Below are 18,839 nucleotides of genomic sequence, written 5' to 3' on the forward strand. Positions count from 1 at the left end.
TTTAATAGATCAAATACTATTGTATCACAGTCATTATTTTACCGAAAAATAATTAAACAAATACCTCTAAATATTTAACAGAAATCCTATTGGCATAAAAATTATTAAATGTGACTTGTTCTTTGGCAATAGAATGTTACAATGTAACACTTTCAAAGGGTTGGTTTGCAAATAATTAATAATCATTGTCCTATAGGATTTAAGGACAGGAAAATCTTCTTTGCTTACTGGATCTTATCTAATTTTAAGGTTTAAAAGTTACTGTGACTATCAATGACTTATCTGAAATTCATATTGATGTACAACTGATTAAGTCAGGAGAGTTCGCTTTTATTGTCCTTTAAATGGAGGAAACCAATGTATTTTTATAATTATAGATTCCGCCTTCCAGATGACATCCAGCTGCACAATCCTGAGCAAACTGCAACACGAATTGAACAGATGTTGAATCATTCCCAATGCCCGGGCTTAGTACGTATAGCATTCGATTTGACCAGCCCTCATAAAAGCATCAGTTTGCTATGTGAATCCAAAAATGCTCAAGCCATAGAATCAGCAATGACCCACGTTTTGTGGAAAGAAGGAATTACGTTGTGCGATGAAATGGAGGAAGAAGCACTGTGGTTTGAAGAGCAAATGGCGCCTAACGATCAGGTAACTAAAACGAAGCCGGAGCTTACTGGCAGCGTTAAAAAGAGAAGAAAAAAAACGCATCATAAGCCTTCTCACGACCATTCTCACGACCATTCTCACGACCATTCTCACGACCATTCTCACGGACACTCTCACGGACACTCTCACGGACACTCTCACGACCATTCTCACGGACACTCTCACGGACATTCTCATGGGCATGAAAATCATTGGGTCAAAGCTGCATTAGGTTTGATTTGGGGAATAGGCATGCTCGTTCTTGCTGTGGGAAGTTTTAATATTCCTCTTCTTGCCTATTATGCCTTAACCGGACTGACTACTTTGATGACCCTGTATTTGGGTTACACTGTTTATCAATCATCATGGTATGCATTGCTTGAAAAAAAATGGGATACGACAACTTTATATACGATAAGTACTTTAACCATCGTTGCCGTATCTATTGCTAGTATATTTATTCCCGGACTGCCCATGATGTTTGAGGCAGCACCTTTGGTTTTAGGTTTTTGGCATTTAGGCGAAGGCATTGAACATACCTTAATCGGTAAAATCACTAAAAAATTAGATGTTCGTGATTGTGTGGATCCATTAGTTCAATTAAAAGCTTCGAATACAGAGATTTCAGTTAAGCACATCATTCCAAACGATATAATTCTCATTAAACAAGGACGAGTTATTCCTGTTGATGGGGTATTAACCACAGAAGCGTTACTTTATACCACACGAATCGATGGTTCACCTGAGCTCAAGAAGTTTAAACCGGGAGATGAAGTCAAAGCCGGCATGCGTTTAGCCGATCATATTCCTTCATTGGAAATGCGGGTTACAAAAACCTATCAAAACTCGTACCTTTCATTATTGGCAGAAAATATTAATAAAGCGAATGATGAGAAAGCTCCTGTAGAACTCTTTGCAGATAAGGTATTGAAATATTTTATTCCTAGTTTGCTTGGAATAGCGCTGCTCTCAGGCATTATTATAGGATCAGTGTTTAATCCCGCGCTTGCAATTCAATGTGTTATATCGGTTCTTGTGAGTGCATGTCCATGTGCTTTAAGCTTGATTACACCCCTAGCGGTTAAAATCGGTATGCAAAAGGCGTCTGAAAATGGAATTATTTTTAAGAACGGTAAAGCATTACAATCAGCAGCTGATATTGATACCGTTGTTTTTGATTTAAATGGCACGCTGACTCAAGGAAACGTTCAAGTAGTGAAGTTTAAGATTGATGATGAAAAGCTCTGGAGTCGTGTCGCGTTATTAGAAAGTAAATCTGAGCATCCAATAGGAGAAATTATTAAGAATCATATAGAATCTCGAGGCTTCATTGCAGATGATCAATTATACATAACTGTTGATAAAGAGAACCCCCATCATTCAGGCATTAAAGCTGAAATCAAGGGTAAAGGTGAGATAAAGGGTGAAACATTCATAATCGGCAATAAAGACATGCTTGCTGCGAATCATATCACAGATTTTGGAAACTATAATAACCCTGAAGACGGTTCTATCTATATTGTTCGTGAAAGGAAAGTAGTAGGACAAATCGCCTTAATGGATCCATTACGTGAAGATGCCATTGCTACAGTAAACGAATTAAAGCGTCTGGGTAAAACGGTACATATTTGTACCGGTGCAGATAAAGCCACCGCAGAAAAATATGCAAAATTATTGCGTATCCCTAAAAAGAATATTTTTGCGAATACTGTAGGTGTTGTCACGAGAACTGGCGAGATATCTAAAGAAAGTTATATTGAACAGTTAAAGCATGATGGCTATAAAGTGGCTATGGTAGGTGACGCGCTCAATGATCTCACAGCCATTAAGCACTCCAATCTCGGTATTGCTGTTCAATCGAAAATTGGTGATGACATTACACAGCAATATGCAGGCATAGTGGTTCAGCAAGGAAGATTATTTTCTATTGCAACTGCATTTGATGTCGCAGCAAAAACGAAGCAAAACATTGTCCAAAATTTATGCGTGAGTTTAACCTATAATTCAACAATCACTTTAGTGGCAGCAGGATTGTTTGTTGCTTTAGGTTTTGCCCTTAACCCTGCACTTGGAGTAGCATTGATGGTGCTTGAATCGGCGATTGTTTTAATGAATCTATATCGTTTTAAACAACAAGAAATTGTAACTACTACATCAAATAACAATACAGAGATGGATGTTGTTTCTGAAGATTCAACCTCTGATTTATTGAATAGTTTAGGTTATCGTCCCCAACCTAAATCAAGTCTGGACAGCACAGAAGCAGAACCTTTCACAACGGGCTTTCAAACGAACCCTTTATTTATATCCTCCAAGCCTAAAGCGACGAAACAAACTTTCCCCACTCAAAATCTCCCTGCATACGATGAATTCGATAAAACGTGTCAAATCTTTTGATTAAATTTCTTGCGAACTGAATCGACTAAAATAAATATTTAGAAAATTAAAGCTAGCCAAAGAATTTACAGAGAAAGTATTCAACCTCATATAAGAGGTCCTGCGATTAAGGAGTGCCTGGCGTATTCTCGATGGTATGAAGCAACAAAGACTCATTTTCAATCTTAGGTTCACCTGGTGTTATATTGGCTTGCCAAAAATAGACTCTACTGTCTATGCGCTCTGAGCTGAGATGAGTTAAAGGACAATGACTCTCAGTAAACTCTTCCCAAGTCAAATAACATGGATCCACCAGTTGATAATCAGCTAAATGAGTTCCAGGGAGCAATTTATTTTTAAAACGATCCCCATATAAAAGACACTCATATATTGAAATGAATTTTTGATACTCATTAAAAGAAAAACGTTCGTAAAATTTACCCCTATAACTATAAAGAATGAATAACAACTCACGAACTCCCGTTGTTGCATCAAGATCCAGAGTGATTGACTCCATACTATTTTTTTTATTAATTATAAGTTTCATTAGTGACCATTAATTAAAAATGAGCCATAACTTATTAATATATTTAAAATAGCGAGAAATCAATATGGTTCTTCACTTTAACCGTCGCATCGACTAAAAACTCATAATTAGTACTGGAACCTGATTTCACTGCCATGCTTTATTATTGTTCCATATCTGTTTCACCACAACCACTTCATATGGATATGGCGTTTCCTCTCTTCTTAGAAACTCCAGCGCAACATTTTCGGTAAGAAAGAATAAGATCATAAAAAATTCTACATTGTGATCAGTTGATAATATTTTTATCTCATTTTCAGTTAATTCCTTGTTGTCTAACGATTTCTTTCTGGAAGTTATAAATTTTTTGATATGATTAACTGACCTTCGATCGCATTTTGCATTCTTTGCAAGTGAGAATTTTGATTATGATCATCTATTGTCAGGATGTTCATACACTAGGACACTCATAGTTATTAAGATGAAGAGAGCGCATATTATTAAAAATCATCAGAATAACGATACAGTACGTTTAAGAGACATAATATATCACTATTTAATAAACTGGATATTAACATGAAAAAACTGTTTTACAGTCTGTTGGTTGTTTTGGTGAGTTTTGGATTATTGTACTTGTTTCAACCATTCCTGGGATTTAATATTTCAATTTCTGAAGTATTAGGCGGATCTTTTCCATTTTTAAAACCTCAACCTCCTAAAAGTATTGATCTAAAGAATGATTTTATACTTAAACCTTATGTTCAACATTTGGATAGCCCCCGATTTATGTACGTTACTGAGTCTGGAGATTTGCTTGTAACTGAACCTCCAAAAGGAAACGTACTCCTCATACCTTATAAAAAACCAAACCAGAAACGAGTACTGCTTTCGGGGTTGAACAATCCTCACAGTATGGATGTTTACAAGAACTACTTATATGTCGCAGAAGAAAATGCTATTGGACGAGTCGAATATGATGCAAAAGAGGGGCGCACCATTGGTCGTTATGAACGAATAATTAAAAATATTCCGGATGATGGCGGCCATTGGACCAGAACCATTAAGTTTGGTCCTGATGGATATGGCTATGTATCTATTGGTTCTTCTTGCAATGTCTGTATTGAAAAAAATCCCTTAAGGGCCTCTATCTCTCGGTTTAAGCCAGGAGAGGATCATGTGACAGTTTATGCAACAGGGCTACGAAACGCCGTTGGATTTGATTGGTCACCCACAGATGGAGGACTTTATGCAACCGAAAATAGTCGTGATTATTTGGGCGACAATTTTCCCCCCGATGAACTAAATCTAATTCAGGAAAATCAATTTTATGGATGGCCTTATGCAAACGGTGATCGCGTGCCAGATCCAAAATTTGGTAATGGGCAAGAACAAATGATTAATCGATCACAAATTCCTGTTTTAAAATTTGCTGCCCATCAGGCTCCCTTAGGCATCACTTTTATAAAAAATCCCCAATCCCCATTGTATAATAAGGCAGTGGTTGCCTTTCATGGCTCCTGGAATAGCTCTATTAAGGTCGGTTATAAAGTAGTTAGTTTAACTTTTGAAAATGGAGTTATAACTCAAAATGATTTTATTACTGGATTTCTCAAAAACGGTAAAGTAATTGGCAGACCAGTACATGTCGTCGAAGGTAAAGAGGGTGAATTGTATCTATCCGATGACTTTAATGGGGTAATTTATGTGATCGAACATAAATAGGGTCTGTTAGCAATTCTACTATATTGGCCAAAATGATGCATGCCAACTGTTTTTGTGTTAAATTGACCCTAATTTTATATTTATTGAGTAGTTAATATGTTTTTTATTCGTTTAGACGCATTATTGATCGCATGTTTTTTAATGTTATTTCAACAATCAGCACACAGCCACGGACTTATAGAAAAACCAATGTCTCGTGAGTATTTCTGTGGCAAAGTGACTCAGCCCCATCATATTGAACCTGGCAACAAACTTCCTTATGAAGAATGCCGCCCCATTTTAACAAAGGAAGATGGCAGCTATAATCATGATGTCTACCAGTTTATGAGCGTATTAAGCCATACCAGGGGTTATTATCAAAATGACAATCTACCAAAACACGTTTGCGGCTTTGGAAGCGAAACATTTAAAGGAAAAGCTTCTCCCTGGGATGCTGCCATTAATTGGCCAACCAACAAAATAACCTCAAACATGCAAGAATTTGTCTGGGATGTTTCTTATGGCCCCCACTTTAGTGACACGGAACATTTTCGGTATTGGATTACCAAAGCGGATTATCAATTTAATAGAAATCTACCCCTGAAATGGAGTGATTTTGAGGCAGAACCCTTTTGTGAACTCGCATGGGATGATAAAAATCCGCCTCAAGATAAGAATACCATTTGGGCTGATAAGAAGAGCAATAAATTTCATATGACCTGTACGGTACCTGCACGTGCTGGCCGCCATGTCATCTATGCGGAATGGGGAAGAGATCACAGCACCAATGAACGATTCCACTCATGTATTGATGTTGCCTATTAACTACCATCACTAAATTATAAAAAGGCTGTTGGAGAGGCACTAAAAAATAGGGCGTGTGACCATCCATTCCCAGGCTTTGCGCGATACATAGATGCTTCATTATTGTTGTAGTGAGCAGTTTATGTATGTATTCAGAACTATTTTAGTTATTATCTATCTGATTTTGCAGAATTATTTTTGTCTTTATATTACAAAAGATCAAACCATTAGTCTCACAACCTTATTTGGTTTGATTTCAGTTTATTTATTTATTTATTTATTGGACTCACTTTTGCTTATTTTTTTACTCTTGGAATTGTTAAGTCCAGGTTCGTTTTCTGGTTTAATCACCAAACATGAATCACAAGCAATCTATTTTTCATTTATTACCTTAACAACCGTAGGTTATGGTGAGATTGTACCTCTGAAACCAATTGCTCAAACGATTACCTGGATTGAATCTTTAATAGGACAATTTTATTTAGCCGTTATTATTGGACAAATGGTCGGACGTTTTGTCGCAAGAAAGGAATCCAAGATGTAGCCATCCGAGGTAATGAAACAGGCTCGATTGATTTTTAATACCTAATTAAGAATCAATCGGTTTCAAACTGCAGCCACTGCATTCTTAGTATGAGTTGCTGGGCTATCATGGCATTATTTTCATTCACTCCTGTTATCCTAATCTTTTCCATACATGCCAGCATAAGTTCAGAAAAACTAATTTCTTTGTTATCTGCAATGAAATTTTGTCAATTCCATTGTCTTTAAGGGCCACAGCAAAATGAGTGCTGTCAAAAAGCATATGCGACACCTGAGGATCTAAAATTGCAGAAGAAGAGAGAAACTTTTCTATAAGTACCTCCAAAGTAGGTGGGGTACTATCCAATTTCAAATACTCGAGTAAGGTTTTCAAACCACGATTGACCTCAGAACGAAGTTATATGAAACAGAACTCTGTTTCATCATTTATCCATTATGGGGTTTTATTAAAAAATAAGTTGCCATCTCACCAACTCCTTTGACCAATATAGTTCCTCTCTTTTCAAATTCAAATCGATCTTTCAGGATTTGGTATGTTGCTTCACTTACATGGATTCGACCTGACTCGCCATGAGATTCCATACGGCTTGCTAAGTTGATGGTTTTCCCCCATAGATCATAAGAAAATTTTTTCTTTCCGATGATACCACCTACTACAGCTCCAGTATGAATCCCTATGCGTACTTGGATGGGAAAATGAAGGATTTCATTCATGCTATTTATCTTTTCAAGCACACTGCATGCAAAATTAGCAACGACTTCCGCATGAAATTGATTGTTTATTGGAGCACCTGCCACCGCCATATAGCAATCGCCTATTGTTTTAATTTTTTCAAGACCGAATTGATCAGTAAGTTCATCCATGGTTGAAAATATAGTATTCAACATTCCGATCAATTTACCCGGACTCAGTTTATCTGCCAAATGAGAAAAATTAACAATATCAATAAATATGGCGGTTACAGAGGGAAATCGCTCAACGATTGTTTGCTCACCTAGTTTTAAACGTTCTGCAATAGCACTCGGCACAATACTGAGCAATAAATCATCTGATCTTTTCTTGGCTTCTTGTATTTGGATAAGATAAAGTTTTTCTTTATCCCTTAGTATCTTTTTTTCTATAGAAGCTTCGATTCGCGCTTTAAAAATAACCGGATTAAATGGCTTAAGAAGATAATCATCCGCTCCCAGCTCAAGACATCGTACTACGGCATCAATTTCTTTGAGAGGAGAAATAACAATTACAGGAAGATAATAATAACGGCTGTCTCCCATTATTCTTTTTAAAACATCAAAGCCACTTACTCCTGATGTGATAATTGATAAAAGTATTAAATCAAAATCACCAACACTTAGTTCATCAAGTACTTTGGAAGCATCACTACAAGGTGTTGCCTTAAACCCATAATGCTTTAGGCGACGTATTAATAAATCTCTTGCCATTTCATTATCTTCAACAACAAGAATAGAACCTTTGGGAGGTATAGGCTTATAGGTAATTTTATTGTCAAGTGGAGGAATAGAGATAATCACATCATGAATTATAATGTTCGATTTTTTAAATTGTGCTAATAGATCGGTGCCCTTCCATTGTATTTGGGCTAATTTATCTATTTCATTTATGTAAATAATGAACAATTTCGCGGCTAGCAGAATTTTTCCAATATCATGAATAAACTCTTGTTGTTCGTCTGTGAGCTCTTCATCCAAAAGCAGTTCACAATAACCAATAACTGAATTAAGTGGCGTAAGCAAATTAAATTGCAATTCGCTGCTGAATGATTTCAAATTAAACGCTTTTGATTTTCCAGCAGTAGTGCTAAAGCTTAACACCTCATCTACACGACTTTGTAAGAGTTTCCCTGATTGTAAAATCTTCTTAAGATCATCTTCATACGTTTCAAGGTGATGGAATGCAAGTTCATCAAGTAAGATTTCGGCATAGCCAACAATAACATCAAGAGGCGTGGAAAATTCACTACGTAAACTAGCAAATAAAGCCTCTCTTTCACGCATCAAGGTTGAATTATGCTCCTGCTTTGCCTTTTTATCGAAATCCATTAATGATTGTCCTCATTGAGTTTAAATATACTATGGCTCAACCGGTTTTCACTAATCGCTCAATCTTTTCAAGAAGACGAGGAAGATCAATGGGTTTCACTTCATAATCATCACAGCCTGCTGCTACCGCTTTTTCCCTATCCCCCACCATGGCATGCGCTGTTAGAGCAATAATTGGGATCGAGTTGGTTTTTTGATCGGATTTAAGTTGCCGTGTCGCATCATATCCATCCAAAACAGGGAGGCTTAAATCCATTAAAATGAGATCGGGATTTTCAGCTTTTGCCATGCTCACTCCTTTTTCCCCATCAACTGCACTCATGATCTCATATCCTTTACGTTGCAAACGTCTTGATAGCATATCGAGGTTTAATTCATTATCTTCTACAATTAAAATCTTTACCATGACAAAATCTCCTAACGATTTTTAAGCATTTGTTCAATCTGATCCGTTATCGTTCCAATAAGTTGTTCGCGACTATAGGAATTTTTTTGTAAAACAACTTTGCTCGAATTGATTAGAAAGTCCCGTTCTTCCCGGGTTAATTCTTTTGCTGTTATGATAACCACAGGAATTTGAGCCCATTTCTCATGTTTTTGTAATTCTTTAATCACAGCAAAACCATCCATTTCTGGCATCATTAAATCGAGGAGAATAATTGAAGGAGTGTGGTGCGCTAAAACAGCTAAAGCATCACGGCCATTTTTAGCTTCCAGCACGTTCCAACCAGACTTTTTAATCGATCGTCGAATAATATTTCGCGCATCCTCTTCATCATCCACAATTAATACCGATTTGATAGCGTCCTGAGGCAATACGTGTTCAATTTTCTCCATAAGTGTCCTAGGCTCAATCGGCTTATTGAGATAGTCCACGGCACCTAAAGCAAAACCCAAGTCCTTCTCTAGCAACATCGAAACCAAAATCACGGGAATATTAGCAAGATTGGAATCAGACTTTAACGCCGATAAAGTGGCCCAGCCATCCATCATAGGCATAATCACATCAAGAGTAATCAAGTCAGGTTGATATTTTCTTGCCAAAGAAAGGCCTTCTTCTCCATGGAATGCATGCAATACTCGTATTCCTGCCTTATCTAAAGTTTTTTGCATTATCTCATGTATTTTAGGATCATCATCTACTACTAGAACCGTTTTGGCTGCTATTTTTTCTTGAGTTTTCGATTCCGGTAATTTTACCGGAGATATTTTCTCAACACCAACTGTGCTGATTAGTGGCAACATAATAGTAAAAGTAGAGCCTTTACCATATTCACTATCGATACTCACATCGCCTCCCATGATTTTAGAGAAGCTTTTGGTCAGATACAAACCTAATCCGGTACCACCAAATCGACGCGTTGTCGAGGACTCAGCTTGAGAGAATGCCTTGAACAAGGTACCTAATTGTTCTCGGGTCAGACCGATCCCGGTATCACTGACAGCAAATTGTATGAATGATTTACCATTACTCGTTATCGGTTTCACCGATAACGTAATTGTACCCTCTTTAGTAAATTTAGCCGCATTGCTTATTAAATTTAATAGACATTGCCTGACTTTCACGAGATCTGTATGCATGACATCTACATTAGGATCAATCTCACATTTAAATGTATTCCTATTTTTATTCATCAAGGGAGTGATTATGCCTTCCAGCTCCTTAATCATATCGGGAACTTTGACATCCTCCAGGAAGATATCCATCTTACCCGCTTCGATTTTCGATAAATCCAGTATATCGTTGATGAGGAATAACAAATGTTTGGCGGAAGATTCTATTTTTTTGAGGTCCTCTATATACATCTCATGACCCTCATCTTCCATCTCTTCATGCAATAATTCGCAATAACCGATAATGGCGTTAAGTGGTGTGCGTAATTCATGGCTGGTATTAGCAATAAATTCAGATTTCGCTTTATTGGCCACTTCTGAGTCTTTTTTGGCTTCATTTAATTGCACCACCAACTGTTCCAGATTCTGATTTACATTTTTCAGCTCTTTAGTTCTTGACTCCACTAATTCGTGCAAATGATCTTGAGTATATTGCAGGCTTTCAGCCATACTATTGAAGGCTCCAACGACTCGGTTAAGATCATCATAGGGTGTCATACTTAAACGTTGCTCTAATCCGACTTTGTCTTTGGTGATCTTATGCATTGCAGCGCTTAAACTTCCCAATGACCTGGAAATGGCGTGATACAAAAAGTATCCTACGATACTGATGAATAGAAGTATGCCCAGAGGCAAGACAATCATAATATTACGATTGGTTGCAATCAGTTTATGGAAAGTCCGTAGTGATTGATCCTTTAAGTTCTTGGTTATTTCATCCAAGTTTTGGAACTGTTTTGAGAGCGAAGCTAAATTTTCTTTTACCTCCATATGATTTTGTTGTAATTGCAATTGGAGATCATTGAGCTCTTTTCGCAGAGCAAGGATACTTCCTGAACCTTTGGTTAATTGATCAACAACCAAATTAAATTGATTGCCCAAGTTCAATGCGGCTTGCTGTAGTTGTGGATTATACTGTAATAAATTACTTAATTGTTGCAATTTACTGCGCGTTAAAGGAATGAGCTGTAAGAGTTGATTATCTTTTAAATTATTTAACTCATCCGAATTTTCTTCATCGGCAATTTCTTCGATTAATGCCATGAGCTGTGACAGCTCTGTATTAATTTTTTGGTCAATGCGATGGGCATCAGCAGCATTACTTAAAATCAGATTCTCCAATGCTCCTTTAAGCAAGTCGCTTTGTGACAGTTTTCCCTCCTGGAAATAAGCACGAAGTTGACGTATGTTCTTTTTATATTGATAGGTTAAAATACCACTGATATTCTCTGACTGATTGTGAATATTTTTAATTTGCTGATCAATAATTTTTTTTTGATTCGCCAACTCATTTTTCGCTTTCAAAAGCGATTGGGTCAATGTCAATAACCGATCATCAATTTTTAAAAATTCCTGATAGATCACTTTAAGATTATGCATTGCCTGCAAGACAGAGGAAACTTTATTGGTAACAGAAGCTAAATTTTCCTCACCCTCAATAAAAATTGCCTCTATCGGTAAACGAGGCTCCAGTTTAGATAAATCATTTTCTTCATGTACTGTTAAAATACTTTGTTGTCGTGCCAAAAATTGAGCTCGTGCATTACTCATTTTAAATCGCGCGCTTTCAATTGAACTAACTGTTAATAGAAGGTTTTGATTCTGAAGCAGTCTATGATTAAGATAGAGTGCAGCAAAGCTAAGAATCATCGTAAAAATAACGGTAAGAATATAAAATAACAGAAACACATTGACCAATGATAATCTTAGTTTTCTGTTCATTAGTAATCCTTCCACTTATTCTTTAACTAACGAATGCAATTCAGTCCATTCAAAAGAGATAAATCTTCCATTTCTTAATATAGTAGGCCAAACCGTATGCAATGCCTGATGATTGTTTTTATCATAACTGATGGGAATACCGATGCCTATATCCACATCACGCATATTTTGCATCACATCAATAAGCCCTTCCCGTGTCAATTGATTCGCGTCCGCAGCTCGTTGTAATCCCAGGACAAACAACTTTGTCGCAAGATAGCCCTCTAATGAGATATAGCCTGGGCGGGCGTCATTTGCATATTTTTTTAGACTTTCTCGATACTCTTTGACAGCAGGAAGATCCGAATCATAACTAGGAACAACCTGCGTCACTATCACGCGGTTATCTCCCAATACCCCAAGCTCCTTGATTAAGGTTTCACTTCCCACAAAAGAAACATTAAGAAACAAGGTATTTGGCAGATCGTCAACTGCCAACTGAATAAATCGGGCAGCTGGCAGATAAGGGGCTACTATAATAACCGCCCTTGGCATTTTTTTTGCGTCCAGTATCTCGGATAGCCCCTCTTCCACATTTAATGTATTTCTGGTGAATCGGCCATGCGTTAATTTTTCTGAATCTTTATACCCTTCTTCTTTTAATGCTTTTATAGCGCCAAAATAACCGGAATCCCCAAACGAATCATTTTGCGTAAAAAATGCAATTTCATCGGGTTTAATTCCTGCCTTCAATAAACCTTTTACCATAGCCGCGGTTTCTTCCGCATAGCCTGCACGAAAATTAAAAACGTACCGATCGGGTGGCCTTTTACGCAGCACTTCTGTTCCAGCATAACTCCCATAGAGCAGTGTTTTCAATTCTTCCGCAATAGGTACCGAAACCACCGCAGTTGGTGATCCCACATTGCCGATGACAGCCAGGACCTGATCCTGCATAATTAATTTACGCATGTTTGGTGCAGCGAGCGAAGGTTCATATGAATCATTATAGACAATCAATGTCAATTTTTGACCGTTGATGCCACCAGCAGCATTTATTCTGGAAAAATACGTTTTTATTCCAAGGGTCATGCCTTGCCCTAGAGTTTGCGCTGGTCCCTCTAAAGCAGTGCTGCTTCCTATTCTAATAGGTGATTGATTAGCCGTGGGCTGGGCAAATGATAGTTGAGCAAAAATAAGAAGTATAAAAATAATACTCCTCCTGAATGAAAATGAAATCCATTCCTTTATCATTTATTTACCCAAAAAAATTTATTAAAAAAATTATAGTTGATTAAACGAACGTAAGCACCTCGAATAAACATATATTCGCGAAATAAATTTATTCTATCCATAGATCCCATATATATATACCATTCATTAATGTTCCATACTCATAGTGGATTACCACATTAACAATGTTGTTGAAACATTGAGATGCAGCAACCCAAAGCAAAAGGAATAACAAATTACTCCGGATAATAATTAAGCATTAACAGAGTCACTGCAGCACCTTTAGCGCTTCTGTTGTAAGTCGCAAAATCATAAAACTCAACTGCTCTCAGCGCAAATCTAGAGTTAATTTGATAAGATAATGAGCCGCCAAGAAAAGGATCCACGTCAACAGAGTTTGTGTTCTGAGAAAAAAATTCACGCGGAGCAACAGTAGTCGCTGTCAGGTATGTCGAGATAACTGAGGCGCCACCAACCAAACTGGCTCTTAATCTATTTTTAGGATTAAGGGTATAGCCTATGATAGCTACCAATGACTTACTTGATCTGGAAATTTTTAATCCATCTTTTGTTTTTGAATGAGTAAAAATTTGATTGTAATCCAATTCATAAGTGAAGGGTAACTTGCCACCAAAGCCTGATCCAAACCCCCAACGCATCCCGTTCCCATTGTTAGGAAAAGCATCCTGAGGTGTAAAATTAATTTTTGGTTGTTCAGGGGGGGATAATGACAATTGATTGTCATTGAAAAAAGTATGTACAAATACATACCCGCCTGTTAAGTAAAAAGAACCATGGCAGCTCCAATCTGCTTTATTACAGTTTTTTTCAGTTCCTGCTGCACAAGTTAAGTTGCTTAGAATCATCGAAAAGATTATTGCTACTAGATGTTTAACCACATGCTTGTCCTTAAAAATTAATCCATCCTATTTTATATAAAGCTCAAACTATTGGAATACTTAATTCTGCCTTTTATGTAACGAACAAAAATACATCATACCAATAAATTACGTAATTTATGACCCTAGCACTTATATAAATAAAATGAGTCAAAACAATTTATTTTCCAATTAATTCCGTATATTTCTGAATTGTATTGGCTGTGATTTCTCTAAATCGTTCCGCTGTTAGGTCATCCGCAAGATGACTGGAGTTCGTGCTGTGAATTAAAAATTTTTCATAGGCATTTTCACCGAGGAGCGTAAATAAATTATTTAATTCTGGAATAGTAAAATTTAATAGAACCAAATTTTCTTCCGGCATAAGCGGCAGAATACTTTGCTTCGTCTGCGTCTCATAAGCATAAGCAATCTCAATTAAAGTTCCTTCTTGATATTGTTTACTAATTAACTCAACGCCAATAGGCATATGTGTATCGTGACTATAGCCTACATTAATACTGAGCGCAGGTAATCCAGAGTTAGATGAGATTGGGGCTCGCCAAGTATTCACCTTCATCGCATCATACGTCGCTGATCCATTCGAAGTAATCGGCATGAGTAAAGCATCCAGCTGATTTTTATTCATAACCTGCTCCACATATGTCTTATTTTTTTTAAAATTTTCTAAAGCTTTTTTGTAAGGTACGCTGAATTTGCTTGCAGTGTTTTTCATAAAATGCAGGCAATCTTTAATCGAACCAAAATTTCTTGTACGGTTCGATTCACAAATATCACGAAAACTCTTTCTCGTCGATGGAAATGAGGCGAGATATTGATTCACGTCCTGGATTTCCCCAGCTTGATTGAATTGTCGATCATTATTGAAATCCGGAAGTGTGATATCGATGAGCGTCGCTCCCATTTTTTGCATATCATTTGTGGCCTTTTTTATTATTTCTTCAATGTGTGGAGACATCTTATTAAATGGATTAATACCATTTACATTATGTACAATGCCAATTTTCTTGTTCTTTAAGCCATTGCTTTTCAAAAAAGTAGAATAAGTTTTTACTCGGGGAATATTGAGTGTTTTATGATCCTGAAGATCAGGCTGGGCAATCACATCAAGTAAAATAGCCAAGTCTTGCGTAGTACGCGCAATCGGCCCTGCTGCTCCATCAAGATTGCCCATTGGAAAAATCCCGTTCTGACTGATTAAGCCAGTACTTGGGCGCAGTCCGACTAAGCCATTAAATGCAGAAGGTATTCTAACCGATCCACTATTATCGGTACCGATACCAAGCAAAGCAAAATGTGCACTGACTGCAGCGGCTGGTCCACCACTAGATCCCCCAGGATTTTGGTTGGGATCATAAGCATTACCAATTCTGCCGCTACGACTGCTGATGCCAAACATTCCCCAGGCAAACTCATCCATTCCCCCCTTTCCCAAAATAATGGCGCCAGCATCGCGTAATTTTTTCACTAAAAAAGCATCGTGTATCGGTTGACTCCCCAATAAAGCAAAAGACCCTGAAGTAGTGGTCGTATCAAAAGAATCAATATTATCTTTCAAAATAACAGGGATACAATGGAGCGGCCCTAATGTCTGACCTGTTTTTTTATAATAATCATCTAACTGCCGTGCGTACATTAACACCGAAGGATTAAGTTCGCTAAAAGCATTAATGGGTGCCTTGCTCTTTACGCTTAAGTTGTATTTTTTAATACGTTCCAAATATGCATTGGTTAGCTGTAAACATGATATTTGATGTTGTGCAAGCGCATTATGAAGCGAATGAATGGTCGCAACCTCTAAATGAAGAGGAAACACTTTCGATGGGCTTGCAATGGAGATCTGACAACTTAATAAAGTTGTAAAAAATAATGTAATCAAACGACTTGGCATAATGATATGACTCAAATAGAGCGGCAGTTTTATTACACCATATTTTATCTATACTTACATCACCACACAGGCTTGATATACCCGTTATTTACTCCGTGTTGCGAAGACAGTGGCACAAAGTACCATTTAAAATAGATTAGTTTGATAGCCAGATGGAAACCAATAATATTCGTTTTGCTAATCCTCGCACGACTAAGAGCTCTACTTTTGAAATGGAATTACGTGATTTTACAGAGTCATTTGCTTACGTTGATAAAGGAACATCTCTGCGAAATGCCGATTTTATTCCCGAACAGAATGAAACACCCACGCTCACTTAATCAATGAGATGGATTCAAATCATACTTTGAGTTTTAGCAAAAAAAATAAACAAACTGCCCTTTTTTAATAATTCCTTAATGTATCCAAGCTATCATAAGCAAAAAATTAGCTCCAATATGAATTACAATGAGGAAAATCCTGTGTTTAGTAAGCCGTTAAATACAACAACAGATAAAGTAAATGAAAAAATTGCTGGTATTACTCGTGCCACAGAAGTACAAGACATCCGATCTCTGCCAAATTTTGATGAAATTTTGAGTAAAAACCCGCACCGTGAAAAAGTTCAAGGTTATTATGTTGAGATTCCATTATCTCAGTATAAAACATTTGTTCCTAATGGTCCTAAATTTCCCGATCGCTATGGCAATAATTATACAGGCGGTCAATTCGATGCACCATTATTCACATTAAAAGAATGGCGTGACAACTGGACACAAGGTCACCCTGGTAGTGATAAGCCCGATTTATTAGTCAATGCGAACTGGTTTAATGTGTGGACAACGGGTGTACCCAATGTGGGAGAAAAAATCAACCCTAGAACACAACCACGTACCTTTCTTGCCGGATTATCGGTAAGTAATGGGGAGCTGGTGTCCACATATAAAGTGCTTGATCAGAATAATGTTGGGTTAGATACCATTGTTTTTGATACTACACATAAAAAAGCAGCAATCATCTCACATAGTGATATTGATGACACGTTACAAACAAATCCCAATTTTTATGATGATAAAAATGCCGTCTCCGGATTTATTATTCTAAGGGATGAAACGAGATTAAAGACACCCGATTTAAATAATAACCATGGAAATCGATTGCCACGTACTGGGGTTGGCTACAAAAATAATGGCGATAATATTGTTGTCATGGTCATTCATAATCCTGATCGTAACTGCGGTGTTACTGCAGAAGAGTTTGCAGATTTATTTGCAGCACTCGGTTGTACTGATGCCATCAACTTAGATAATAGTGGCTCTGTAGAGCTTTATTACCACGGATTAGGTGAGCTTGGTAAAAAAACTGTCACTGTGCAAACAAAAACCTGCGATTTTGGGGCGCCAACTGAACGACCCAAGCCTAATTGTTTGGGCTTTAAAAATGTAAGCAGACATACATTATTTGCCAAGGACGACTCCGATATCCCTACAAGAAAGCAACCAAGTTCTGATGTGGAAAAACCATCAGCCAAAACTGATGATGAGATAACGTATACTTATCATATTAAACGCTAACTTAAGGTCTACGAAAACTATCATAGGCAATGTGCATTTTCTCATCCATAGAAATTGTCTCAGATGAAGATACATCCGAGGCAATTTTTACTGCCAACTCAATAGGAAATTGAGTCTGACTAAAAAAACTCGTACGATCTCGATATGCTTGAGCAAGCATATGAGATACATATTGTATTTTAAAGCGTTCGGCGAAATAGGGACATAGTACTGCGATATGAAACTTTGAACCAGTGTCATGTATGCGTCTATCATTGATATAGAGTGTGCAATCGTCGACATTAGAAGCAACAAGCCTAGCTTTATCTAAATTAAGTAGATAAATAAAGTTATCTTTAGATTTAATCGTCGGAAAAGTAACGGCTAATTGCTGATTTTTTGACAAAAAAGCCGGAAGACAAACACTGTTTCCATGAATGATTATTGAATCGGTTTCTTTATTTAAACCGGATCGATGCAAAAATATATCGCACATTTCCTTATCAGGAAACTCAATTGCCAATAATTTATTTTTGTCTCTAACGCGCTCGGATAATTTGATTACTGGACCAATTACTTGCTGAGTAAAATGATTCAATCGTTGGTACAGCACCTGATCACCATAGCAATAACGCTCAATAATTCGGGTAAACCAAGTAGTACCCTGATTATTTTCAGTCAGTGCTGCACGAAATTGTTCATAGAGGTCATTAAGTAATTTTTGTTGGGCTGCTGTCTCCTGTTCTGATGTCAGGGAACCTGGTGATGATATTTGGGCACTAGCAATTTGACGAACAATATTGAGAAGAGAGCGAATTCGCGAATAATTTGCCGATTTTCGCGATAAACCATGTAACAAAGCGAAAAGATCGTTTTCGCAGGTAGTTATCCAATTTTTAGAATAAAGTTTTATATCATGCATTAGATTTCTTATTACTTTAATAGGGTTGGATCACTCTATCAAAATCAACTTGATTATGTCTAATATTTTCCATTGTGTGACTTTATTTGTCATATTTATTAGAAAACACCGTTTAGCAATTCCCGCGAACTAGTCCTGAGGGGCCTCACAAGATTCAACCAGGTAGAATTCATTGGTTACTTGAATCCATCCAGTCTAAGGAATGGACACCTATCTCGAAGTCAAAAGGGCTGTCATCCCTGTAGATGTAGAGTAGGTGTTTTCCTGCTTCGATTTTGTGAGGAATTCTCAGGAACAAATCGCGGGACGTAGAGGTAGAACATAAAGTCCTTCGTTATTAAGTTAAGAAAAGAACATTCAAGCGGGCTGAACGCAGATACTACCC

14 protein-coding genes are annotated in these 18,839 nt (G+C 37.2%); 6 read left to right on the forward strand and 8 right to left on the reverse strand.

Annotation, left to right across the window (positions count from 1 at the left end):
- Positions 1-357 precede the first annotated feature (357 nt).
- Complete coding sequence (locus FOLKNPGA_RS16180) at positions 358-3,048, forward strand: cation-translocating P-type ATPase (RefSeq protein ID WP_182350853.1); 2,691 nt, start codon at positions 358-360, stop codon at positions 3,046-3,048.
- A 106-nt stretch (positions 3,049-3,154) separates the two neighbouring features.
- Here the strand turns inward: FOLKNPGA_RS16180 and FOLKNPGA_RS16185 are convergent, their stop codons facing one another.
- Positions 3,155-3,574 (reverse strand): hypothetical protein, encoded by a 420-nt coding sequence (locus tag FOLKNPGA_RS16185; RefSeq protein ID WP_182350854.1) that lies wholly within the window; start codon positions 3,572-3,574, stop codon positions 3,155-3,157.
- Positions 3,575-4,129: 555 nt separating this feature from the next.
- Here FOLKNPGA_RS16185 and FOLKNPGA_RS16190 point away from each other — a divergent pair.
- The 3 genes from FOLKNPGA_RS16190 to FOLKNPGA_RS16200 all read left to right on the forward strand — a co-directional run bounded on the left by FOLKNPGA_RS16190 (position 4,130) and on the right by FOLKNPGA_RS16200 (position 6,602).
- Complete coding sequence (locus FOLKNPGA_RS16190) at positions 4,130-5,275, forward strand: sorbosone dehydrogenase family protein (protein ID WP_182350855.1); 1,146 nt, start codon at positions 4,130-4,132, stop codon at positions 5,273-5,275.
- 96 nt (positions 5,276-5,371) lie between these two features.
- Positions 5,372-6,079 (forward strand): lytic polysaccharide monooxygenase auxiliary activity family 9 protein, encoded by a 708-nt coding sequence (locus FOLKNPGA_RS16195; RefSeq protein WP_182350856.1) that lies wholly within the window; start codon positions 5,372-5,374, stop codon positions 6,077-6,079.
- Between the two features lie 121 nt (positions 6,080-6,200).
- On the forward strand, positions 6,201-6,602 hold the full coding sequence (locus FOLKNPGA_RS16200) for a two pore domain potassium channel family protein (RefSeq protein WP_182350857.1): 402 nt from the start codon (positions 6,201-6,203) through the stop codon (positions 6,600-6,602).
- A gap of 425 nt (positions 6,603-7,027) precedes the next feature.
- Here the strand turns inward: FOLKNPGA_RS16200 and FOLKNPGA_RS16205 are convergent, their stop codons facing one another.
- From FOLKNPGA_RS16205 to FOLKNPGA_RS16230, 6 genes are all read right to left on the reverse strand, one after another.
- Complete coding sequence (locus FOLKNPGA_RS16205) at positions 7,028-8,662, reverse strand: adenylate/guanylate cyclase domain-containing protein (protein WP_220471041.1); 1,635 nt, start codon at positions 8,660-8,662, stop codon at positions 7,028-7,030.
- A 37-nt stretch (positions 8,663-8,699) separates the two neighbouring features.
- Complete coding sequence (locus FOLKNPGA_RS16210; protein WP_182350858.1) at positions 8,700-9,068, reverse strand: response regulator; 369 nt, start codon at positions 9,066-9,068, stop codon at positions 8,700-8,702.
- 11 nt (positions 9,069-9,079) lie between these two features.
- A complete protein-coding gene (locus FOLKNPGA_RS16215) occupies positions 9,080-11,998 on the reverse strand; it encodes a response regulator (protein ID WP_182350859.1) in 2,919 nt (972 codons plus the stop codon).
- Between the two features lie 15 nt (positions 11,999-12,013).
- A complete protein-coding gene (locus FOLKNPGA_RS16220; protein WP_182350860.1) occupies positions 12,014-13,231 on the reverse strand; it encodes an ABC transporter substrate-binding protein in 1,218 nt (405 codons plus the stop codon).
- A 215-nt stretch (positions 13,232-13,446) separates the two neighbouring features.
- Positions 13,447-14,109, reverse strand: a complete 663-nt coding sequence (locus tag FOLKNPGA_RS16225) for a hypothetical protein (RefSeq protein WP_182350861.1) — start codon at positions 14,107-14,109, stop codon at positions 13,447-13,449.
- A gap of 160 nt (positions 14,110-14,269) precedes the next feature.
- Positions 14,270-16,000, reverse strand: a complete 1,731-nt coding sequence (locus FOLKNPGA_RS16230; protein ID WP_255466003.1) for an amidase — start codon at positions 15,998-16,000, stop codon at positions 14,270-14,272.
- Positions 16,001-16,152: 152 nt separating this feature from the next.
- Between FOLKNPGA_RS16230 and FOLKNPGA_RS16235 the strand changes: the two genes are divergently transcribed.
- Positions 16,153-16,320, forward strand: coding sequence for a hypothetical protein (locus FOLKNPGA_RS16235; protein ID WP_182350862.1), 168 nt, complete (start codon positions 16,153-16,155; stop codon positions 16,318-16,320).
- A gap of 141 nt (positions 16,321-16,461) precedes the next feature.
- Positions 16,462-17,553 carry a phosphodiester glycosidase family protein gene (locus FOLKNPGA_RS16240; RefSeq protein ID WP_232890154.1) on the forward strand — a complete coding sequence of 364 codons (1,092 nt, stop codon included), beginning with the start codon at positions 16,462-16,464 and terminating at the stop codon, positions 17,551-17,553.
- 1 nt (position 17,554) lies between these two features.
- On the opposite strand, the gene FOLKNPGA_RS16245 is transcribed toward FOLKNPGA_RS16240, so the two are convergent.
- A complete protein-coding gene (locus tag FOLKNPGA_RS16245; protein ID WP_182350863.1) occupies positions 17,555-18,454 on the reverse strand; it encodes a hypothetical protein in 900 nt (299 codons plus the stop codon).
- Between the last annotated feature and the right edge of the window lie 385 nt (positions 18,455-18,839).

The organism is Legionella sp. PC1000 (assembly GCF_014109805.1).
In the GTDB taxonomy this organism is placed as follows: Bacteria; Pseudomonadota; Gammaproteobacteria; order Legionellales; family Legionellaceae; genus Legionella; species Legionella resiliens.

Coding starts and splice junctions, on each gene's coding strand:
- FOLKNPGA_RS16180 (WP_182350853.1), top strand. CDS start 358: ATGTATTTTTATAATTATAGATTCCGCCTTCCAGATGACATCCAGCTG.
- FOLKNPGA_RS16185 (WP_182350854.1), bottom strand. CDS start 3,574: ATGAAACTTATAATTAATAAAAAAAATAGTATGGAGTCAATCACTCTG.
- FOLKNPGA_RS16190 (WP_182350855.1), top strand. CDS start 4,130: ATGAAAAAACTGTTTTACAGTCTGTTGGTTGTTTTGGTGAGTTTTGGA.
- FOLKNPGA_RS16195 (WP_182350856.1), top strand. CDS start 5,372: ATGTTTTTTATTCGTTTAGACGCATTATTGATCGCATGTTTTTTAATG.
- FOLKNPGA_RS16200 (WP_182350857.1), top strand. CDS start 6,201: ATGTATGTATTCAGAACTATTTTAGTTATTATCTATCTGATTTTGCAG.
- FOLKNPGA_RS16205 (WP_220471041.1), bottom strand. CDS start 8,662: ATGGATTTCGATAAAAAGGCAAAGCAGGAGCATAATTCAACCTTGATG.
- FOLKNPGA_RS16210 (WP_182350858.1), bottom strand. CDS start 9,068: ATGGTAAAGATTTTAATTGTAGAAGATAATGAATTAAACCTCGATATG.
- FOLKNPGA_RS16215 (WP_182350859.1), bottom strand. CDS start 11,998: ATGAACAGAAAACTAAGATTATCATTGGTCAATGTGTTTCTGTTATTT.
- FOLKNPGA_RS16220 (WP_182350860.1), bottom strand. CDS start 13,231: ATGATAAAGGAATGGATTTCATTTTCATTCAGGAGGAGTATTATTTTT.
- FOLKNPGA_RS16230 (WP_255466003.1), bottom strand. CDS start 16,000: ATGCCAAGTCGTTTGATTACATTATTTTTTACAACTTTATTAAGTTGT.
- FOLKNPGA_RS16235 (WP_182350862.1), top strand. CDS start 16,153: ATGGAAACCAATAATATTCGTTTTGCTAATCCTCGCACGACTAAGAGC.
- FOLKNPGA_RS16245 (WP_182350863.1), bottom strand. CDS start 18,454: ATGCATGATATAAAACTTTATTCTAAAAATTGGATAACTACCTGCGAA.